Source organism: Streptomyces sp. NPDC058464 (assembly GCF_042721035.1).
Classification (GTDB): domain Bacteria; phylum Actinomycetota; class Actinomycetes; order Streptomycetales; family Streptomycetaceae; genus Streptomyces.
Genome location: NZ_JBHXMA010000001.1, coordinates 58,264 through 77,132 on the forward strand (window position 1 = coordinate 58,264; position 18,869 = coordinate 77,132).

The following is an 18,869-nucleotide window of genomic DNA, read 5'->3' on the forward strand; positions in this document are numbered from 1 at the left end:
CTCATCCTAGGGACGGGCGCTCACAGGGCGGCCGCCAGCTCGGTGCCCTGCTTGATGGCCCGCTTGGCGTCCAGCTCGGCCGCGACGTCGGCGCCGCCGATGAGGTGCGCGCTGCAGCCGGCGGCGACCAGCTCCTCGTACAGGCCCCGGCGCGGTTCCTGCCCGGTGCACAGCACGACGGTGTCGACCTCCAGGACCGTGCGCTCCCCGTCGACGGTGACGTGCAGTCCGGCGTCGTCGATCAGGTCGTACTGGACGCCCGGGACCATGGTGACGCCGCGGTGCTTGAGTTCGGTGCGGTGGATCCAGCCGGTGGTCTTGCCGAGTCCGGCGCCGACCTTGCTGGTCTTGCGCTGGAGCAGGTGGACGGTGCGCGGGGGCGCGGGGCGCTCGGGGGCGGCCAGCCCGCCGGGGCCCTGGTAGTCCATGTCGACGCCCCAGTGCTTGAAGTACGTCGCCGGGTCGTCGCTCGCCTTGTCGCCGCCGTCGGTGAGGTACTCGGCGACGTCGAAGCCGATGCCGCCGGCGCCGAGGATCGCGACCCGGTCGCCGACGGGGGCGTTGTCGCGCAGCACGTCGAGGTAGCCGACGACGCGGGGGTGGTCGATGCCGGGGATGTCGGGGGTGCGGGGGCTGACGCCGGTGGCGACCACGACCTCGTCGTAGCCGGTGACGTCCTCGGGCTCGACGGTCGTGTTCAGCCGTACGTCCACGCCGTGGGCGTCGAGCTGGTGGCGGAAGTAGCGCAGGGTCTCGTCGAACTCCTGCTTGCCGGGGACCTTGCGGGCCACGTTCAGCTGGCCGCCGATCTCGGCCGCGGCGTCGAACAGGGTGACCTCGTGGCCGCGTTCGGCGGCGGACACCGCGCAGGCGAGGCCGGCCGGACCGGCGCCGACGACCGCGACGCGCTTCCTCAGCCGGGTCGGGGCGAGGACCAGTTCGGTCTCGTGGCAGGCGCGCGGGTTGACCAGGCAGGAGGTGATCTTCCCGCTGAAGGTGTGGTCGAGGCAGGCCTGGTTGCAGCCGATGCAGGTGTTGATGGCCTCGGGCGTGCCGGCCGCGGCCTTGTTGACGAAGTCGGGGTCGGCGAGCATCGGGCGGGCCATGGAGACCATGTCGGCGAAGCCCTCGGCGAGCAACTCCTCGGCGACTTCCGGGGTGTTGATGCGGTTGGTGGTGACCAGCGGCACGGACACCGCGCCCATCAGCTCCTTCGTGACCCAGGTGTACGCACCGCGCGGGACCGAGGTGGCGATGGTGGGGATGCGGGCCTCGTGCCAGCCGATGCCGGTGTTGATGATGGTCGCCCCGGCGGCCTCGACGGCCCTGGCGAGGGTGATCACCTCGTCGAGGGAGGAGCCGCCCGGGACCAGGTCCAGCATGGACAGCCGGTAGACGATGATGAAGTCGTCGCCGACGGCCTCGCGCACCCGGCGGACGATCTCGACGGGGAAGCGCATGCGGTTCTCGTACGAGCCGCCCCAGCGGTCGGTGCGGTGGTTGGTCTGCGCGGCGATGAACTCGTTGATCAGATAGCCCTCGGAGCCCATGATCTCGACTCCGTCGTAACCGGCCTGCCGGGCGAGCCGGGCGGCGCGGACGTAGTCGTCGACGGTGCGCTCGACGTCGGCGTCGGTCAGCTCACGGGGCGGGAAGGGGCTGATCGGGGCCTGCAGGGGGCTCGGGGCGACCAGGTCGCGGTGGTAGGCGTACCGGCCGAAGTGCAGGATCTGCATCGCGATCCGGCCGCCCTCGCGGTGCACCGCCTCGGTGACGGCCCGGTGCTTCCCGGCCTCCTCCTCGGTGGTGAGCTTGGCGCCGCCCTCGTACGGCCGGCCCTCGTCGTTGGGCGCGATGCCGCCGGTGACGATGAGGCCGACTCCCCCGCGGGCCCGGGCCGCGTAGAACTCCGCCATCCGCTCGAAGCCGCGCTCGGCCTCCTCCAGGCCCACGTGCATGGAGCCCATGAGCACGCGGTTGGGCAGGGTGGTGAAGCCCAGGTCGAGGGGTTGCAGCAGGTGCGGGTAACGGCTCATCGGGCCCTCCGTGCGCGGTGTCGTCACCGTAGTTGTAGAGGACCGCGCACGGATTATGCAACTAGTTGCACAAGGGCATGGGCACGACGTGTCTCAGATCACCGGTCACCGGCTTTCGAGCAGGACGTGCAGTTCCCTCTCCTGGTCGCCCGAGGCGGAGGACAGGTTGCGTACGGCGAACAGGGAGTCGAGGGTCGTATGGAGCCGGCTGATCGCCCAGTAGCCGCCCTGCGCGTCGGCCTCGACCGTGGCCGAGAGCCGGGGCGGCGGGGTGCACTCGTGGGCGTCGGTGACCTCGAACGTGCCGAGCCACACCATCGGGCGGGTCTCGTGGAGCTGTTGCGGCACGTCCTCGGCGGCCCGGTCGGACTCGAAGCACTGGCACAGCGCGTCGAACACGATCCGGGCGTCCTCCTTGTTGCATCCGCTGATCTCGAGGGAGACGGGTTCTTCGTGCAGTCGCTCACGGGCCATCGTGATCGCTCCTCTCATGGCGATGGCGCGGTAGCCCGGGTTCCCCCGCGAACCGCGCCATGCCAACAGAAAAGCACCATTTTCGGGGCAGGCACCACCCGCGAAGGGGGCTCAGCTCCGGGTGAACTTGTAGGTCTTGCTGTCCGTGAGGATGCAGATGCTCGGCGACATCACGATGACGCGCAGGGTGCCCGTGCGCCGGTCGTAGTCGATGCCCTCGGCCTCGAAGGTGCCCGAGCAGGAGCTGCGCAGCGGGAGCTGGCGCAGCGCCGTGACATGCCCGGTGACGTTGGCGGAGCCGGGCTGGGCGGACAGGTCGATCTGCAGGAGCGGCTTGGTGTAGCCGAAGAGGCTGCCGTCCGGGTCGTCCGAGGAGCACAGCAGCGTGGTGGCACTGGAGAAGTCGCAGCCCTGCACGTCACGCACGGCGTGGTCCAGGTTGACCACGGAGGCGAGCGGGAGGTTCGCGGACGGCGAGGTGCTCTTGTTGGCGCCCGGCGTCGGGAAGACCAGGAAACGGGTCATCGTGCCGTACTCGCCGGAGAGCATGTACTGGCTGTCGGGCGTGATGGCGTCCCACGAGTTGTTGAGGGCCTCGCCGGAGGCGAGCGTGTGGACGTACTCCGACCAGGTGCCGTCGGGGGCCTGCGCCCGGTACATCTTGGCGGTGCCGGAGTCGGCCTGGTAGGGCTCGACGTAGTAGCCGTCGTAGGACTCGTCGGGGTCGCCGACGTGGTTCCAGCCGCGGCTGGAGACGCCGATCGGGATGGTGCCGATGCCGGTGTACCGGTTCGCGCTGTTGGCGGGGACCTCGACCGAGGTCAGGCCCTGGCTCTCGGTGAGCGGGTCGGCGCGGTCGGAGCCGGTCTCGGTCCAGGTGTCGGCGGCGGAGGCCGGGGCGGCGGTCGCGAGGACCAGGGTGGTGGCGAGGGCGACCAGGGCGGTCAGGCCTGCGCGACAACGATGCCGGGTGGACGCGGGCATGGAAGCCTACTCCTCGGTAGCTGGGGGGTGGGACGCGCGTGCGCCGGTCAGTCTGGCGTGGGCCCGCTGGGCATGTACAGACCAATGACGGGACGGGAAGGTGAACTCACGCTCCTGCCGCCCCTCCGGTCGCCTCGACACACGGATGCCGCCTTGTTGAGAGATGGTGGAAAAGTCGGCGGCAGCGTCGGAGAGTCGGGGGTGAGCGCGATAGAACAAGGGGAGTCGGCACGGGGGACGGCGTGCCGTACGGAAGTTCGAAGGCGGTGCGTGCGATGAGTCCAGCCGAGGCTTCGGTGCCGGGGGGCCGGGAGCCCGTGCGCGGACCCGTGCGGCCGGGCGGGCTGCTCGACGTCCTGAGCGTGGCCTCGGTGGTGCTGGACGCCAAGGGGCGCATCGTGCTGTGGAGCCCGCAGGCGGAGGAGCTGTTCGGCTACACGGCGCGGGAGGCGCTGGGGCAGTACGCGGCCCGGCTGATGGTGGACGAGCGCCACATCGAGCTGGTCGGCAAGCTGTTCGCGGACGTGATGAGCACCGGGCGGAGCTGGGCCGGCGGTTTCCCGATCCGGCACAAGGACGGCACCACCCATGTGGTCGAGTTCCGCAACATGCGGCTCATGGACGACAGCGGCGACGTGTTCGCGCTGGGTCTGGCCGCCGACCAGTCGACGGTGCGCCGGCTGGAGCAGGACGTGGCGCTGTCCGAGCGGATCGTGAAGCAGTCGCCGATCGGGCTGGCCGTCCTCGACACGGACCTGCGGTTCGTGTCGGTCAACCCGGCCCTCGAACAGATGAACGGCGTCCCGGCGGCGGAGCACGTGGGGCGGACGATCCGCGAGGTACTGCCCTCCCTGGACGCCGACGCCCTGGAGTCGGCGTACCTGCGGGTGCTGCGGACCGGTGAGCCGGTCATCGACGAGTCCGCGGTGGGCCGGACGCCGGCCGACCCGGACGAGGAGCACATCTGGTCGGTGTCGGTCTACCGGCTGGAGGACGCGCTGGACAACGTGCTGGGCGTGGCCACGTCGGTGGTGGACATCACCGAGCCGTACCGGGCCGGGGTCGAGGCCGAGCACGCACGGCGCCGGCTGGCCGTGATCGCCGACGCCTCCGCCCGCATCGGCACCACCCTGGACCTGGAGCGCACCGCCCGGGAGCTGGCCGACGTCGCCGTCCCGGAGCTCGCCGACTTCGCGGCCGTGGACCTGCTGGACACGGTGGTCGAGGGCCGGCGCAGCACGCTCGGCCCGGGCGAGCCGGCCGTGCTGCGGGCCCTCGCCGTGCGCGCGGAGCAGGAGGCGGACGCGGTCCAGGCCGCCGCCGCGCCGGGCACGGTCGCCCGGTACGCGCCGGACCGGCTGATCACCGAGTGCGTGCGGACCGGGGAGGCCGTCGTCGTCCCACAGGTCAAGGACGGGGACCTGGCGCGGATCGCCCCCTCCCGGGAGGCCGCGATGCTGCTGGCCCGGGCCGGGGTGCACTCGTATCTGGCCGTGCCGCTGATCGCTCGCGGCGAGGTGCTGGGTGCCCTCGACCTCAGGCGCACCCGCAATCCGGCGTCCTTCGACGACGACGATCTGCTGCTGGCCCGGGAACTGGCGGCGCGGGCGGCGGTGCAGATCGACAACGCCCGCTGGTACCAGAACGCCCGCACCACCGCCCTGACCCTCCAGCGCAGCCTGCTGCCCACGCATCCCCGGGTCACCCCCGGCCTGGAGGTCGCCTCCCGCTACCAGCCGGCGGGCGCCACCGTCGAGGTGGGCGGCGACTGGTTCGACGTCATCCCGCTGGACGGCGGCAGAACGGCCCTCGTGGTGGGCGACGTGATGGGCAGCGGCATCAACGCGGCCGCGACGATGGGCCGGCTGCGCACCGCGACGAACACGCTCGCCTCGCTCGGCCTCGATCCGGCGGTGCTCCTCGAACACCTGGACAAGACCACGTCGGGCCTGGACCACTCCATCGCGACCTGCGTGTACGCCGTGTACGACCCGCATCTGCGCCGGTGCCGGATCGCCAACGCCGGCCATCTGCCGCCGGCCCGGGTCCGCCCCGGCCGGCCGCCGGAGCTCCTCGACCTGCCCACCGGGGTCCCGCTGGGCGTCGGCGGGGTCCCCTTCGCCACCACGACCGTGGACTTCGAACCCGGCGACGAGCTGGTGTTCTACACCGACGGCCTGGTCGAGACCCGGACCCACTCCCTGGACGAACGCCTGGACGAGCTGCTGGCCCTCCTCGCCGGTCCCGTCCGCCCGCTGGAGGATGCCTGCGACCTGCTGCTGCGGGAGCTGCACCACCCCGACAACCACGACGACGTGGCACTGCTGATCGCGAGGGCACGGGAACTGCCCTAGCCGCCGGGACGCGGGGGCGCCGGATGCCCCGTGCGCGGATTCATCTAATTCACAGGGACTGATTACCAGGTTCTTATCGGCGGGCTCCCACAATTCACAGAGAGGCATGCATCACGCGATGCCGTGTGCCGTTCGCCGATGGGAGCGAGCCGTGACGCACGAACCGGAGCAGGAAGACCGCCGTGACGTCGACGGAACCGAACCGTCGATCCCCCCGATGCCCGACCGTCCCCCGCGGGCCACCGCCCCGGAGTGGGAAGCCCCGACATGGGAAGCCCCGCCCGAGGTCCTCGCGGGGCCGGGACCGGACCGTGAGCCGGGCGCGCCGCTGCGCGACCTGTGGCGCCGCCAGTCGTTCCGCGTGCGCGCGGTGACCGTGGCCTTCGTCGCCGGGGCGCTCGCCCTGGGCGGCACGGTGGCGTTCGCCGCCGGCTCGGGCGACAGCGGCTCCGCCACGCCCCCGGCCGCCTCCGGTGCGCCGTCGGCCCGGCCCTCCGCGCCGGACGGACGCGGCCCCGGGCAGGGCTGGTTCGGCATGGGCGGCGGCATGGGCGTGCACGGCGAAGCGACCGTCAAGGATCCGGACTCCGGCAAGTACGTGGTGCGGGTCTGGCAGCGGGGCACCGTCCAGAAGGTGGACGGCGACCAGGTCACGGTGAAGAGCGACGACGGCACGTCGTGGACGTGGACCGTGGGCTCGGACGTCAAGGTGCGAGGCGACTCCGACACGCTGAAGAAGGACGCGACGGCCTTCCTGACCGGCACCCGCGCCGACGACGGCAAGCTCACCGCGTCCGCCGCCCTCTCGGGCGACTTCACGGGCATGGGCCGCGGCGGCATGCACGACCGCGGCGGCCCATGGCAGCGCCCCGGCGACCGTTCACCGTCCCCGAGCCCCTCGGGGAGCGGGGCGACCACCTAGGCCGACCGGCATGCGTCGCCGCCCTTACGCGCCGTCGTCCTTGGCCGCCCGACGGGTCCGCCGGCGACTGCTCCACGGCCGACGCCGCTAGGAGTTCTTCGCCGTCCGGGCCCGATGTGCCGCGACCGTCGTCCGGCTCGCGCACGCGTTGGAGCAGAACCGGCGGGTCCGGTTCCGTGACTGGTCCACGAAGTAGTTTCCGCACCCGGCCGCGGCGCACCGCCCCAGCGTCACCGCCGGGTCCCCGGCCACGACCAGGGCGAGCTTGGCGGCGATCAGCTGGCCGACCCACCGCTTGGCCGGGGTGCCGTTGCGGCTGAAGTGGATGTGCCAGCCGCCGAGGCCGTCATGGTCGGACAGGTGCATCTCCGGCGGATAGTCGCGCAGCAGGCGGTGCACGGCCTCGGGGGCGGCGCCGTCGACCGACTGCGCCAGAGCCGTGCGCACGAGGTCCGGCAGCTCTCCGTAGTCGCCGCCCGGCGGCGGAGCGATCTCGTGCTCCGCGAAGAACGCGGCGACCAGCTCGCCGTGCTGGTCGAGGGTCCCGGTGTTGGCCAGCTCGACGGCCAACCGCGTCACGTTCCCAATGTAGTCACCGTACTGCACTTGACCACCTACATCGCCGCTTCCTACTGTAGGCGCCATGGTATCCGATGACACCTACATAGCCCACCGTCTGCACCTGCTCGGGGAGTGGGACGCCGCGCTCGCCGCCCTGGGTCCGGACGCCGAGCCCGAGTTGCGCGCGGAGATCGCCGTCGACCGCTGGTTCTTCCGCGTCGAGGGTCATGAGGAGGCCGAGAAGGCGGTCGCGGCGCTCGATCCCGCGTCGCCGACCGCGCACCTGCTCACGGCACGACTGGCCTACAGCCGCCTGCTGTTCCGGCGCGAGCCCCGCGCCGACGACCGCGCCGTGGCCGAGGCCGGCTACCGCGCGGCGGTGGAGAGCGGGGACGAAATGCAGCGCGGTTGGGCCGAGTACCACTGGGCCGTCCTGCTGGACAACATCGACGAGGATCCGGCCGGCGCCCTCCCGCGCTACGAGACGGCTCTCGAGATCGCGACGAGGTCCGGCGACGGCTACTTCGAGTCGTACATCATCCGGCACCTCGCACCGCACAAGGAGCCCGCCGAGCGGATCGCCATGCTGCGCCGCTCACTTCACCTGCGCGCCGCGCTCGGCGCCCGGCCCCAGACCATCGCCGCACAGGCTCTCCTCGCCGACGCCCTCCCCGCGAGCGACCCCGAACGAGCCGAACTCATCCGGACCTTCCGCCCGGGTGCGGAAGAACTCCGCATCGGCTGGCTCCTGTCCGAGAACTGATCCACCGACCACCGCGGCCCGGAACCGAGCCCGGCCAGGACCGGCGACCCGGTACGACAGGACGCCGGACAACTCCATGGCGGGGCGTCGGCCACGCGGCGCGGCGATCGCATTGCTCGGCCCCGACCCGGCCATCACGACTCCGGAGGGAGCCTCCCTAGTCGCGTACGCCGATCACGACGTTCGCGTACAGCTCTTCCGAGACGGCGAGCCGGGTGATCAGGCCGGCGCCGCGGAAGGCTTCGACAGCGTCCTCGGCCTGGCGTTCGCTCGTCTCGACCAGGACGCAGCCGCCGGGCGCGAGCCAGTCGCGCGCCCCCGCGGCGACCCTGCGCAGCACGTCGAGACCGTCGCCGCCGCCGTCGAGGGCGACCAGCGGCTCGTGCTCGCGGGCCTCGGCGGGCAGCAGCCCGACCTCGTCGCTGGGGACGTAGGGCACGTTGGCCGCGAGGATGCCGGTCCGGCCGCGCAGGTCGGCCGGCAGGGCGGCGAACAGGTCGCCGACGTGGGCGTGGCCGCCGTAGGGGGCGATGTTGCAGCGGGCGCAGCCGACCGCGGTCGGGTCGATGTCGGCGGCGTGCAGTTCGGCGTCCCCGAGGGCGGCGGCGAGGGCGGCACCGACCGCGCCCGAGCCGCAGCACAGGTCCACGACGACGGACGCCCCGGGAGCCTGGGCCAGGGCCTGGTCGACCAGGAACTCGGTGCGGCGGCGGGGCACGAACACGCCGGGTTCCACGAGGATCCGCAGCCCGTGGAACCCTGCCCAGCCGAGGACGTGTTCGAGGGGCTGTCCGGCGGCTCGCCGGTCCACCATGGCGGCCAGTTCGTCCGGGGTGCGGGCGGTGCCGAGGATCAGGTCCGCCTCGTCCTCGGCGAAGACGCAGCCGGCGGCCCGCAGCGCGGAGACGACGGCGGTGGCGGTGTCGGAGTCGGAGTCGGAGAGCGAGGTCATCACCGGAAGCCTATCCGGACGCGGGGGGCCGGTCGGACGGTCTACCGGGCGGGCGATCGGACGCGCGGACCGCCCGACCTCCGGGCGGTCGAGCGGTCGAGCATTGGGGCGGTCGAGCGGACGAGCGTTGGGGCGTTGGGGCGGTCAGACGCCGACCGCTTCCGCGGTCTCCTCTTCGGCCTCCTGAGCCTTCTCGGCCTCCTCGGCCAGTTCGGCCAGTTCGGCCAGTTCCGCCGGGGAGTCCGGAACGGCCACGGACGCAGCCGGGGCCGGGGCCGCGGCCGGGGCCGCCTTGGTCCGCTCGTAGGCCGCGGCGATCGCGGTGACCGCGAGGCCGGCCAGCAGCCAGGCCGCGAGGGTCCACACGTTGCGGGTCAGGCCGTCGCTGCCGAAGTACAGCAGGCTGCGGACGCCCTCGACGAAGCCGGCGCCGTTCCAGAAGGCGTGCAGGGTGCCGAAGAAGCCGTTCTGCAGCTCGGGGCGGAACAACCCGCCGGAGCTGGTGAAGTTGAGCATCACGAACAGCACCATCATGGTCAGCGTGGTCCACCGCTTGAGGAAGGTGTGCAGGCCGACGCCGATGAGGAGGATGCCCGCGGAGTAGAGCCAGGCCATGCCCCAGACCCCGGCCAGGTCGTGGTGGGCGAGGTGGAACACCGGACCGGCGAGGAAGGCACCGATGCCGCTGACGACGGCGGAGACACCGAGCGCCAGCAGGGCGCGTATCCGCATGGGGAGCGCCGCACCGGCCGCGCCGAGCGCGGCGACCGAGGCGTAGGAGCCGATGCTCACGGCGATGAGCAGGAAGAAGAGGCCCTGTCCGGTGGGGTCGTCGGCGACCGGCTCGGCCACGTCGGTGACCTTGAGGGGGACGCCCTGCTCGGCGGCGACGGGGGTGAAGACCTTCTCGACGGCCGTGGCGTCCATGTCGGAGGCGGCGCTGGCGACGATCAGCTCCGGAGCCTTGGCGCTCGGCACATAGGCGCCGGTCACGGTTCGGGACTCGAGCAGGTCGACGGCCGCGGCGCGGGTGGGGACGGTACGGACGTCGAGCTTGTCGCCGGCGGTGTCCTTGATGGTCTGCGCCAACACCTTCGCTTCCGGTCCGGCCCCGACCACGGCCACCGGCATGTGGTTGGGCTCGGGGTGGACGAACGCGCCCATATATGCGAGCCCCATACCCAGGCACATCAGCAGCGGGGTGAGCAGGTGCGTGAGCACATGGTGCAGAGCCGGTGACCTCATCGCGTACGACCTCCAGATCCTTGCGGCCAAACTGGTTGGCTTATACAACTCACGGTCAAGTTGTACTATACAACTAGAACGTCGGAGGAGGTATTCCCGTGACAGCGGCGGAGACGGCAGTCGAGACCATCCAGCGCGAGATGACCATCTTCGCGCGCCGGGCCCGGGCGTCGGCCGGGCGCATGCACCCCGAGCTGTCGCTGGTGTCGTACACGCTGCTCGGGCATCTGGAGGAGAGCGGTGGCTGCCGGGCCACCGATCTGGCCGCGCACTACGCGCTGGACAAGTCGACGGTCAGCCGGCAGGTGGCGGCGCTGGAGCGGGCGGGTCTGATCGAGCGGCGCCTGGACCCGGAGGACCACCGGGTCCAGGTGCTGCATCTGACGGAGGCGGGAGAGGAGATCCTGGCCCAGGTCACGCGGAGCCGCCGGGCGGCCTTCCGGGAGCGGCTGGCGGACTGGCCGGAGGCGGACCTGGTCAGGTTCGCCGGATACCTGGAGCGCTACAACGCCGGGACCTCGGCGGGCTCCGCCGGCGACTGACCGAGCGACGCCGGCACCCGGGCCGCGATGAAGGCGGTCCGGCGGCGCAGCCGGAAGCCGAGCGACTCGTACAGCCGGATCGCGGTGGTGTTCTCGGCGCCGGTGTGCAGGAACGGGGTCTCGCCGCGCTCCCGGATGCCGTACGCGACCGCGCGGATCAGCCGGGTCGCGAGGCCCTCGCCGCGGTAGGCCGGGTCGGTGCAGACCGCGCTGATCTCGGTCCAGCCCGGCGGGTGCAGCCGCTCCCCCGCCATCGCGATCAGCCTGCCGTCGCGGCGGATGCCCAGGTAGGTGCCGAGTTCGATGGTGCGGGGCAGGAACGGGCCGGGGCGGGTGCGCTCGACCAGGTCGAGGATCTCCGGGACGTCGGCCGGGCCCAGCCGGACCGCGGCCGGCTCCGGGACCCCTTCCATGCCCTCGTCCACCAGCTGTACGCCCGCGATGTCCATGGTGCGCTCCCAGCCCTCCGGAAGCTCACCGCGGTAACCGGGCAGCGGGACCTCCGCGCCGGGGCCGGCCAGGGCGGCGAGGTCCGCCCAGTCGTCGGCGTCGGGGTCGTCGGGCAGCGCCAGCCACGGGGAGACGTCGACGGGGTAGCGCAGGATCCGGCCGCGCCGCTCGGCGAAGAGGGCGTGCGGGCCGGTGAGCGAGGCGCGGGCGGGGTTGTCCAGGATGTGCGGGGCGCCCTCGCGGGGGTTCGGGACGCTCATATGGCGACCTCGATCACGATCTTGCCGAGCGCGTGCCCGTCCTCGACGGCGCGCAGCGCCTCGTCGGCCCTGTCCAGCGGGAAGGTCTGCGAGACATGGGGGTCCAGTTCCCCGGCCACGACGAGCTCGGCCACCTCGTCCAGGACCGCGGCGGTACGGGCGCGTTCGACCCGGGCGCCGCCCAGCGCGGCGACGGTCTCCGGCGGGGCGCCCGCGGTGATCAGCTTGGTCCGGTCGGCGAGCAGCCCGGCCGCCTCGGCGAGCACCTCGCCGCCGACCAGGTCGTAGACGCCGTCCACACCCCGGGGCGCGGCCGCGCGCACCCGGTCGGCCAGCCCAGGGCCGGAGGCCACGTGGACGGCGCCCAGCGACTCCACGACACCCTTCTTGGCCGCACTGGCCACACCGACCACCCGCAGGCCCCAGGCGTGGGCGATCTGCAGGACCGCCGCGCCGACACCGCCGCCCGCACCGGTGACCAGCAGGGTCGCACCCTCGGGCAGGTCGAGCTGGCGTACGCCGTCGTAGGCGGTGGCCGCGGCGACCGGCAGGGTGGCGGCGTCGGCGAAGGACAGCGCGGCGGGCTTGTGCGCGGTCACGGACGCCTGCAGCAGGGCGTACTCGGCGAACGCGCCGCCGGCCGTGTTGCCGAAGACCTCGTCGCCGGTCGCGAACCCGGTCACGCCCTCGCCGATCTCCTCGACCACACCCGCGGCCTCGCTGCCGAGGACGACCGGGAAGCGCGCCTCCCCTTCGCCGGGGCGGCGGAACCCGCCCCGCAGCTTCCAGTCGACGGGGTTGACCCCCGCCGCGCGGACCGCGACGAGCAGTTCGCCGGGGCCGGGAACGGGCCGGTCCAGCTCGGCGAAGGCCTCGGTCTCGGGCCCGCCGTGCCTGGTGTAGACGTACGCCTTGGGCATCGTGTTTCCTCGCTCTCTGGTGCTGTCACCGGTGTCCCGGCAGCGGCACTCAGCGGCAAGGATGAGTACACGGCCGCTATTCCCGCACCCGCGGATCGTTCATACGGCCGCAATGATCGGGACCCTGACCTGGGCGGGAACCCACGCACCGACGACGCCGGACGTCCGGCCGCGGGGCGGTCAGGGTCCCGCCGCCCGGCCTCAGGAGCCGATCACTGCGCGTCGAAGGGCGTGAGAACGAAGATGGGCATCTTCCGGGTGGTCTTCTTCTGGTACTCGGCGTAGTCCGGCCAGGTCTCGACGGCCCGCTGGAACCACGCCTCGTAGTCCTCGCCGTCCACCTCCCTGGCCCGGTAGTCCTTCTTCACCGGACCGTCCTGGAGCTCCACATGCGGGTTCGCAGCCAGGTTGTAGTACCAGACAGGGTGCTTGGGCGCGCCGCCCAGTGAGGCGACGACGGCGTACTCCCCCGCGTGCTCGACACGCATCAGCGGTGTCTTGCGCAGCTTCCCGCTCTTGGCGCCCACCGACGTCAGCACGATCACCGGCCTGCCCTGGTTGTCCGTGCCCTCGGTGCCGCCGGAACGTTCGTACAGCTCAACCTGATTGCGGGCGAAGTCGAACGCACTCGGCTCGTATTCCCCGGTGAGCGGCATGTCTGCACCATCCAATACAAGGATCGGCCCGGCTGCGGCAGCCTGTTGCCACGCACCCACAGGACCATAAGCGGACTATACCCCGCTACTGCCGGGGCGGCGATGCGCATGCCGCAATCAGGGCGAGGCCCACTCGGGCCGCCCCGCCGCCCCGTCCACCACCCGGCCGCGCTCACAACACACCGGCCCGGCCGGGGCGTTGACCGAGCGCAGGCCGGTCGCCCCCTCCGCTTCTCGGCGTCGACGTAAGGTGACCGTGTGGAACGGACCGACTTGTCACAACCGGCTCCCGAGCGTGTCGATGCCGCACGCAACCGGCAGCGCCTTCTGGCCACCGCGCGGGAGATGCTCACGGAGCTCGGGCCGGACAGGATCACGATGGACGCGCTCGCCGAGCGCTCCGGGTTGGGCAAGGGCACCGTGTTCCGTCGCTTCAAGACCCGCGCCGGCATCTTCCAGGCCCTGCTGGACGACGGCGAGTACGCCTTCCAGGAACGCGTGCTGTCCGGACCACCGCCCCTGGGGCCGGGGGCACCGCCGCTGGAGCGCCTGATCGCCTACGGGAAAGCCCGTGTCCGGTTCCTCATCGACCACCACGACATCGCGCGCTCCGCGCTCGACGGACGACAGCCCGTCCCCGCCCGCAGTCAGACACCGCTGTCACGGATGCACATCCGCATGCTCCTGGGCCAGATAGACCTCGGGCCCGCCGACCGCGATCTTCTGGCCGTACAACTGACCGCCGCCCTTGACGGACCCCTCCTCCTGTACATCTCGTCGACCGAGCTCGGCCAGGGCGAACAGGACGCCGAGCGGAGGCTGGCAGACGGTTGGCAGGACATCGTCCGCCGCGTGTGCCGTTCCTGAACCGCCCGCAGACCCGGTGACCGTCGAACCGCCGTGTCGTGCCCGCCGGTTCGGCGCCTCAGGAGAGAGCGCGGCGCAGCAGTTCGTCCGAGGCCGACATGAATCGGCCTACGCGTTCCTCGTCCAGTTTCCGGGAGGGCAGGATGGGGCGAGCCTTGCTGTTGAACAGCGCGCCGCCGTGTCCGTCGAGGTCCGGGTCGAACAGGAGCGGCACGATGCGCCGGGCGTAGCGCTGGGGTGACTGGGCGACCAGCCCGATGACCGTCTCCAGGAGCCGGTGGGTGATGCCGCCCTCTCCCAGGTAGTTGGCGCGGATGTCGGTCTTGATGACGCCGGGGTTCAACCCGAAGTACGCGGGGCCGAAGGGCTTGTCCCGCCGCGCGAGGACCAGGGCTTCGTTCGCCACCACCGTGTTCAGGTGCGCCCGCATCCCGTTGTAGTGCCGGTCGGCGTTGAGGTCGTCGGGGTCACCGGCGGCTCCGGTGCCCGGTGCGCCCATGACGAACACGCGAGGCCGGGGCGCGGGGTCCGGGCGCGCCGTTCCCAGGCGGGAGGCGAGGCCTTGGAGCACCGCGAAGCGGCTCAGGTAGCTCACCGCCATGTCCCGCTCGACGCGCTCGTCGGTCTCCTCGCGCACCTTGGCCGCGAAGATGCCGAGGGTGAACAGGACGACGTCGGCCGACTCCACGGGAAGTTCCTGCCCCAGGCGGACGGCCTCGCGCATCGAGGAGAGGTCGGCCTCGACGAACGTCAGCCGGGCGGACGGGGCGTCCCGCGGCGTCCTGCCGACCACGGTGACCTCCGCCCCACGGGCCAGCGCCTGCCGAGCGACGGCCCGCCCCAGGCCGTTGGTGCCTCCGACGACGACCAGCCGCCTGCCCGACAGGTCGAGGCGCTCGAACGGGGTGGGATCCAGGACCGTACCGCGGTCCGGAACGCCGCTGACGGGCATCTGGGCCTCCCTGTCTCCGTAGTGACGCTGTCTCGGACTGTAACAGAAGTGGACTTTACCCCGCTTTCTCGAACGGGTTGAATCGACCGCTCCCGGCTCCTCGTCGAGCGGTCCGGACGAGCGCGGGCTCCCCGCGGTGACCTGCCAGGGCGTGCGGTCCGGGTATTCGCGGGGCGCCGGGGCCGGGCGTGCGGCGCGCGCCGGACCGCGCGCTTCCGCCCGCGCCGCGTCCGTGGTTCCGCAGAGTGAGCCAGGTACTCCGTTCGGGGTACCACTCCCGTGTGGACGCTCGTGTGCGAGCGGGGGCACGCTGGGAGCTGCGGACCGACTGTCCGGCCCTCCGGCTCTTGCGGCGGCGAGGAGGTCGACATGCGTACCCGGGTGCGTGGCTGGCGCTGGCGGCAGAACCCGCTGCGGCGCAAGTCCGACGTGGTTGAGGCGTGGATCGCGCTGGCTGTCGCGGTCCTGCTGGGTGTGGGCGCTCCCCTGGTCGGGGCGGTGGCCGGGCTGTGGGCCTACGGGCAGGCGCGGTCGGTGGCGGCGGTGGAGCGGGCCGAGCGGCACATGGTCCGGGCCGTGGTCGTCGGCGGTACCCCGGATCAGCTGCCCTCGGTGCAGGGCGGCGACCGTGCGCACGCCTACGAGACGAACGTCCGCTGGACGGTTCCGGGCCAGGGGACGAAGACCGCCCTGGCTCGGGTGCCGGCGGGAACCCGGACCGGTGACGTGGTGGACGTGTGGTTCGACCGGCAGGGGCACGGGGTCGCCCCGCCGCCCGACGACATCGCCGTCTGGCAGCACACGGTCACCGTGGGGCTGTGCGGGGCGGGCGGCGCGGCGGCCGTGGTGCTGCTCGGCCATGGCGTGGTGCGCCGGGTGGCGCTCTCCCACCGGCTCGCCGAGTGGGAGCAGGAGTGGGCGCGCACCGGGCCGGACTGGACCCGTGGGCGCGCCTGAAACCCGCTAGCCGCCCAGCCGACCGGCCGGTCAAACCGCTGGTCGCCCAACCGGCTGGCCCTTCAAACCGCTGGTCGGCCAACCCGCTGGCCGTTCATCCCGCTAGTCGGTCGCCTGCAGTCGGCGGGCCACGCGCGCGTGCGTGCGCAGCGCGTCCGGCAGCCCCGGCAGGACGGGCTCGCCCGCGTCGACCAGCACCCGCCCGCCGACCACCGTCGTCCACGCCCGCGCGGGCCCGCAGCGCAGCCAGGCCTCCACGGGGTCGGTGAGGGCACCGGCCAGGGCGACCTCGTGGAGGTCCCAGACGACCAGGTCGGCGCAGGCCCCGGGACGCAGATGGCCGAGTTCGTCGGCGCGGCCGAGGCACCGGGCCGAACCGCGGGTGGCGATGTCCAGGGCGTCCCGGGCGGTCATGGCGGCGGGGCCGCCCCGGTAGCGGCCGAGCAGCAGGGCGTTGCGCGTCTCCATCCAGAGGGACGCATGGTCGGTGGAGGCCGAGCCGTCACAGCCCATGCCCACGGGGAGTCCCAGCTCGCGCATCTCCCGCACCCGGGCGGTGCCGCCGCCGATGAGCATGTTGGAGCTGGGACAGTGCGCGACGCCGACACCCGCGGCGGCGAGCCGGCGCAGTTCGCCGTCGTTCGGGTAGATGCAGTGGGCGACCCAGGTGCGGTCGCTCAGCCAGCCGCAGTCCTCGAAGTACTCGACGGGACGGCAGCCGTAGGTCGCCAGGCAGTAGGTGTCCTCGTCGTGGTCCTCGGCGAGATGGGTGTGCAGGCGGACGTCGTACCGCTCGGCGAGTTCGGCGGTCGCCGTCATCACCTCCTTGGTCACCGAGAAGGGTGAGCAGGGGGCGAGCGCGACCCGGATCAGGGCGCCCGGCGCGGGGTCGTGGTGCGCCTTGATCAGCCGTTCGCTGTCGGCGAGGACCTCGTCGGTGGTCTGGGTGACGCTCCGCGGCGGCAGTCCGCCGTCCTCGACGGAGCGGGTCATCGAACCGCGGGTGGCGTGGAAGCGGAAGCCGATGTCGCGGGCCGCGCGGATCTCGGCGTCGACCAGGCCGGGGCGCGGATGCACATAGAGGTGGTCGGAGGATGTGGTGCAGCCGCCCATGAGGAGTTCCGCCATACCGACGTACGCGGAGACGTAGGCGGCCTCCTCGTCGAGGCCGGCCCACAGGGGGTAGAGGGTGGTCAGCCAGTCGAAGAGAGAGCCGTTGACAGCCGGGGCGTAGGAGCGGGTGAGGTTCTGGTACATGTGGTGGTGGGTGTTGACGAGGCCGGGGGTGACGAGCCGTCCGGACGCGGAGAGGACCGTACGGGCCTCGGGCTCGGTTCCGGCCGTTCCGACCGAGGTGACCCGACCACCGGCCAGGGCCACCCAACCGCCCGGGATCTCCCGCCCGCCGTCCACGACGAGCAGTCCGGCGTCTCTGACCAGCAGATCGACAGCTGATGGCATGGGTTCATCGTAGGGGTCGGTCGGCGCAGAGGCCTGGCGATTCGTCGGACCACCCACGTACGGTGTGATCATCCGCACCTTTCCTTCACCGAGGCGGTTGTTGATGGCCCTGTTCGACCTTCCCCTGGACGAGCTCCGCGAACACCGCAGCGAGTCGGTGGCACCGGACGACTTCGACGCCTTCTGGTCCAAGACCCTCCAGGAGGCCCGCGAGCACGATCTCGGCGCCCGCTTCGAACCCGTCGACACCGGGCTGTCCACGGTCGACGTCTTCGACGTGACGTTCGCCGGGTTCGGCGGCCACCCGGTCAAGGGCTGGCTGCGACTGCCGGCCGGAGCGACCGGGCCGCTGCCGCTGGTCGTGGAGTTCATCGGGTACGGCGGCGGGCGCGGGCTTCCGCACGAGAACCTGCTCTGGGCGTCGACGGGACGGGCGCACTTCACGATGGACACCCGGGGCCAGGGCAGCGCCTGGGGCGGCGGGGGCGCCACCGCCGACCCGGTGGGCGGCGCGCCGGCGTATCCCGGGTTCATGACGCGGGGCATCGATGCGCCGGAGAACTACTACTACCGGCGGGTGTTCACGGACGCGGTACGAGCCGTGGAGGCGGCCCGTTCGCACCCGCTGACCGACGCGTCGCGGACCGTGGTGCTCGGGGCCAGCCAGGGCGGCGGGATCACCGTCGCGGTCGGCGGCCTGGTCCCCGACCTGGTCGCGGTCGCCCCCGACGTGCCGTTCCTGTGCGACTTTCCGCGGGCCGTCGATCTGACGGACCGTCACCCGTACCGGGAGATCGCCCTGTTCCTCAGGACCCACCGCGGCCGCTCGGCGGACGTGCAGCGCACCCTCTCCTACTTCGACGGTGTGCACTTCGCGGCGCGCGGCCGGGCCCCGGCGCTGTTCTCGGCGGCCCTGGAGGACCAGACCTGCCCGCCCTCCACGGTCTACGCGGCCTTCAACTCCTGGGCGCACGAGGACAAGACGATCGAGGTGTACGACTACAACGACCACGAGGGCGGCGGCCCGTACCACGAGGCGGCGAAGGTGCGCTGGCTGCGCTCGCACGTCTGAGGAGGCGAGGGAGATGGACACGCGCGAGGCCGCCGAGCGGTTCGTCAAGGCCTGGGAGCGGGGCTGGGCCGCGCACGACGTGGACGCGCTGCTCGCCCTGTACGCCGAGGACTGCGTGCACCGCTCGATGCCGTTCCGCGATCCGCACCGGGGGCGGGACGAACTCGCCGCCTATCTGCGCTGGTCGTTCGAGGCGGAGCGGGTGACGGACGTCAGGTTCTCGGCCCCGCTGGTGGGCCCGGACGGGGTCGCGGCCGCGGAGTTCCGCGTCCGGTCCGAGGAGGGGGGTGCGGCGGCCACGCTGGCCGGGTGCGTGTTCGTACGCTTCGATACGCAGGGGCTCGCGGTGGAGAGCCGCGACTACTGGCACTCCGCCGACGGGCACCAGGAGCCGGCCGGGCGACTCTTCCTCCTCTGACCTTCCCTCCAGTCCGACCAGTC

At 72.5% G+C, this 18,869-nt stretch carries 19 protein-coding genes; 8 read left to right on the forward strand and 11 right to left on the reverse strand.

The window, feature by feature from the left end; all coding sequences use genetic code 11:
* Positions 1 to 20 precede the first annotated feature (20 nt).
* From ACFWPQ_RS00295 to ACFWPQ_RS00305, 3 genes are all read right to left on the reverse strand, one after another.
* Positions 21 to 2,036, reverse strand: coding sequence for an FAD-dependent oxidoreductase (locus tag ACFWPQ_RS00295; RefSeq protein ID WP_384028325.1), 2,016 nt, complete (start codon positions 2,034 to 2,036; stop codon positions 21 to 23).
* A 105-nt stretch (positions 2,037 to 2,141) separates the two neighbouring features.
* A complete protein-coding gene (locus tag ACFWPQ_RS00300) occupies positions 2,142 to 2,510 on the reverse strand; it encodes a hypothetical protein (protein ID WP_384028327.1) in 369 nt (122 codons plus the stop codon).
* Between the two features lie 111 nt (positions 2,511 to 2,621).
* A complete protein-coding gene (locus ACFWPQ_RS00305; protein ID WP_384028329.1) occupies positions 2,622 to 3,494 on the reverse strand; it encodes a hypothetical protein in 873 nt (290 codons plus the stop codon).
* 275 nt (positions 3,495 to 3,769) lie between these two features.
* On the opposite strand from ACFWPQ_RS00305, the gene ACFWPQ_RS00310 reads away from it, so the two are divergent.
* A complete protein-coding gene (locus tag ACFWPQ_RS00310; protein WP_384028331.1) occupies positions 3,770 to 5,848 on the forward strand; it encodes a SpoIIE family protein phosphatase in 2,079 nt (692 codons plus the stop codon).
* A gap of 151 nt (positions 5,849 to 5,999) precedes the next feature.
* On the forward strand, positions 6,000 to 6,770 hold the full coding sequence (locus ACFWPQ_RS00315; RefSeq protein WP_384028333.1) for a hypothetical protein: 771 nt from the start codon (positions 6,000 to 6,002) through the stop codon (positions 6,768 to 6,770).
* 87 nt (positions 6,771 to 6,857) lie between these two features.
* Here ACFWPQ_RS00315 and ACFWPQ_RS00320 read toward each other — a convergent pair whose 3' ends face one another.
* Positions 6,858 to 7,349 (reverse strand): CGNR zinc finger domain-containing protein, encoded by a 492-nt coding sequence (locus tag ACFWPQ_RS00320; protein ID WP_384028335.1) that lies wholly within the window; start codon positions 7,347 to 7,349, stop codon positions 6,858 to 6,860.
* Between the two features lie 64 nt (positions 7,350 to 7,413).
* Between ACFWPQ_RS00320 and ACFWPQ_RS00325 the strand changes: the two genes are divergently transcribed.
* Entirely contained in the window at positions 7,414 to 8,094 is a 681-nt protein-coding gene (locus tag ACFWPQ_RS00325) for a hypothetical protein (RefSeq protein ID WP_384028337.1), read from the forward strand.
* Between the two features lie 157 nt (positions 8,095 to 8,251).
* On the opposite strand, the gene ACFWPQ_RS00330 is transcribed toward ACFWPQ_RS00325, so the two are convergent.
* Complete coding sequence (locus tag ACFWPQ_RS00330; RefSeq protein WP_384028339.1) at positions 8,252 to 9,046, reverse strand: putative protein N(5)-glutamine methyltransferase; 795 nt, start codon at positions 9,044 to 9,046, stop codon at positions 8,252 to 8,254.
* A gap of 144 nt (positions 9,047 to 9,190) precedes the next feature.
* Positions 9,191 to 10,291 (reverse strand): hypothetical protein, encoded by a 1,101-nt coding sequence (locus tag ACFWPQ_RS00335; protein WP_384028341.1) that lies wholly within the window; start codon positions 10,289 to 10,291, stop codon positions 9,191 to 9,193.
* A gap of 140 nt (positions 10,292 to 10,431) precedes the next feature.
* On the opposite strand from ACFWPQ_RS00335, the gene ACFWPQ_RS00340 reads away from it, so the two are divergent.
* Positions 10,432 to 10,833 (forward strand): MarR family winged helix-turn-helix transcriptional regulator, encoded by a 402-nt coding sequence (locus ACFWPQ_RS00340; RefSeq protein ID WP_384029311.1) that lies wholly within the window; start codon positions 10,432 to 10,434, stop codon positions 10,831 to 10,833.
* Here ACFWPQ_RS00340 and ACFWPQ_RS00345 read toward each other — a convergent pair.
* The 3 genes from ACFWPQ_RS00345 to ACFWPQ_RS00355 form a co-directional block, all read right to left on the reverse strand.
* On the reverse strand, positions 10,794 to 11,543 hold the full coding sequence (locus ACFWPQ_RS00345) for a GNAT family N-acetyltransferase (RefSeq protein WP_384028343.1): 750 nt from the start codon (positions 11,541 to 11,543) through the stop codon (positions 10,794 to 10,796). The two genes, ACFWPQ_RS00340 and ACFWPQ_RS00345, sit on opposite strands and share 40 nt — an antisense overlap.
* Positions 11,540 to 12,463, reverse strand: a complete 924-nt coding sequence (locus ACFWPQ_RS00350; protein WP_384028345.1) for an NADP-dependent oxidoreductase — start codon at positions 12,461 to 12,463, stop codon at positions 11,540 to 11,542. Before ACFWPQ_RS00350 ends, ACFWPQ_RS00345 begins: the two co-directional genes overlap by 4 nt.
* 212 nt (positions 12,464 to 12,675) lie before the next feature.
* Positions 12,676 to 13,119, reverse strand: a complete 444-nt coding sequence (locus ACFWPQ_RS00355; RefSeq protein WP_384028347.1) for a nitroreductase family deazaflavin-dependent oxidoreductase — start codon at positions 13,117 to 13,119, stop codon at positions 12,676 to 12,678.
* 258 nt (positions 13,120 to 13,377) lie between these two features.
* Between ACFWPQ_RS00355 and ACFWPQ_RS00360 the strand changes: the two genes are divergently transcribed.
* The gene (locus ACFWPQ_RS00360) at positions 13,378 to 13,986 is read left to right on the forward strand and encodes a TetR/AcrR family transcriptional regulator (protein ID WP_384028349.1); all 609 of its coding nucleotides are present in this window, start codon (positions 13,378 to 13,380) and stop codon (positions 13,984 to 13,986) included.
* A 58-nt stretch (positions 13,987 to 14,044) separates the two neighbouring features.
* Here ACFWPQ_RS00360 and ACFWPQ_RS00365 read toward each other — a convergent pair whose 3' ends face one another.
* On the reverse strand, positions 14,045 to 14,938 hold the full coding sequence (locus ACFWPQ_RS00365) for an SDR family NAD(P)-dependent oxidoreductase (protein ID WP_384028351.1): 894 nt from the start codon (positions 14,936 to 14,938) through the stop codon (positions 14,045 to 14,047).
* A 369-nt stretch (positions 14,939 to 15,307) separates the two neighbouring features.
* On the opposite strand from ACFWPQ_RS00365, the gene ACFWPQ_RS00370 reads away from it, so the two are divergent.
* Entirely contained in the window at positions 15,308 to 15,895 is a 588-nt protein-coding gene (locus ACFWPQ_RS00370; RefSeq protein ID WP_384028353.1) for a hypothetical protein, read from the forward strand.
* A gap of 102 nt (positions 15,896 to 15,997) precedes the next feature.
* On the opposite strand, the gene ACFWPQ_RS00375 is transcribed toward ACFWPQ_RS00370, so the two are convergent.
* A complete protein-coding gene (locus ACFWPQ_RS00375) occupies positions 15,998 to 17,356 on the reverse strand; it encodes an 8-oxoguanine deaminase (RefSeq protein ID WP_384028355.1) in 1,359 nt (452 codons plus the stop codon).
* Positions 17,357 to 17,459: 103 nt separating this feature from the next.
* Here ACFWPQ_RS00375 and ACFWPQ_RS00380 point away from each other — a divergent pair, with 103 nt between their 5' ends.
* Positions 17,460 to 18,428, forward strand: a complete 969-nt coding sequence (locus ACFWPQ_RS00380; protein WP_384028357.1) for an acetylxylan esterase — start codon at positions 17,460 to 17,462, stop codon at positions 18,426 to 18,428.
* Between the two features lie 13 nt (positions 18,429 to 18,441).
* A complete protein-coding gene (locus ACFWPQ_RS00385) occupies positions 18,442 to 18,846 on the forward strand; it encodes a nuclear transport factor 2 family protein (RefSeq protein ID WP_384028359.1) in 405 nt (134 codons plus the stop codon).
* Positions 18,847 to 18,869 lie beyond the last annotated feature (23 nt).

What these genes read in the sequence shown, in the direction of transcription:
- ACFWPQ_RS00295 (WP_384028325.1), bottom strand. Translation starts at nt 2,036, where the DNA reads ATGAGCCGTTACCCGCACCTGCTGCAACCCCTCGACCTGGGCTTCACC.
- ACFWPQ_RS00300 (WP_384028327.1), bottom strand. Translation starts at nt 2,510, where the DNA reads ATGGCCCGTGAGCGACTGCACGAAGAACCCGTCTCCCTCGAGATCAGC.
- ACFWPQ_RS00305 (WP_384028329.1), bottom strand. Translation starts at nt 3,494, where the DNA reads ATGCCCGCGTCCACCCGGCATCGTTGTCGCGCAGGCCTGACCGCCCTG.
- ACFWPQ_RS00310 (WP_384028331.1), top strand. Translation starts at nt 3,770, where the DNA reads ATGAGTCCAGCCGAGGCTTCGGTGCCGGGGGGCCGGGAGCCCGTGCGC.
- ACFWPQ_RS00325 (WP_384028337.1), top strand. Translation starts at nt 7,414, where the DNA reads ATGGTATCCGATGACACCTACATAGCCCACCGTCTGCACCTGCTCGGG.
- ACFWPQ_RS00330 (WP_384028339.1), bottom strand. Translation starts at nt 9,046, where the DNA reads ATGACCTCGCTCTCCGACTCCGACTCCGACACCGCCACCGCCGTCGTC.
- ACFWPQ_RS00335 (WP_384028341.1), bottom strand. Translation starts at nt 10,291, where the DNA reads ATGAGGTCACCGGCTCTGCACCATGTGCTCACGCACCTGCTCACCCCG.
- ACFWPQ_RS00340 (WP_384029311.1), top strand. Translation starts at nt 10,432, where the DNA reads ATGACCATCTTCGCGCGCCGGGCCCGGGCGTCGGCCGGGCGCATGCAC.
- ACFWPQ_RS00345 (WP_384028343.1), bottom strand. Translation starts at nt 11,543, where the DNA reads ATGAGCGTCCCGAACCCCCGCGAGGGCGCCCCGCACATCCTGGACAAC.
- ACFWPQ_RS00350 (WP_384028345.1), bottom strand. Translation starts at nt 12,463, where the DNA reads ATGCCCAAGGCGTACGTCTACACCAGGCACGGCGGGCCCGAGACCGAG.
- ACFWPQ_RS00355 (WP_384028347.1), bottom strand. Translation starts at nt 13,119, where the DNA reads ATGCCGCTCACCGGGGAATACGAGCCGAGTGCGTTCGACTTCGCCCGC.
- ACFWPQ_RS00365 (WP_384028351.1), bottom strand. Translation starts at nt 14,938, where the DNA reads ATGCCCGTCAGCGGCGTTCCGGACCGCGGTACGGTCCTGGATCCCACC.
- ACFWPQ_RS00370 (WP_384028353.1), top strand. Translation starts at nt 15,308, where the DNA reads ATGCGTACCCGGGTGCGTGGCTGGCGCTGGCGGCAGAACCCGCTGCGG.
- ACFWPQ_RS00375 (WP_384028355.1), bottom strand. Translation starts at nt 17,356, where the DNA reads ATGCCATCAGCTGTCGATCTGCTGGTCAGAGACGCCGGACTGCTCGTC.
- ACFWPQ_RS00380 (WP_384028357.1), top strand. Translation starts at nt 17,460, where the DNA reads ATGGCCCTGTTCGACCTTCCCCTGGACGAGCTCCGCGAACACCGCAGC.
- ACFWPQ_RS00385 (WP_384028359.1), top strand. Translation starts at nt 18,442, where the DNA reads ATGGACACGCGCGAGGCCGCCGAGCGGTTCGTCAAGGCCTGGGAGCGG.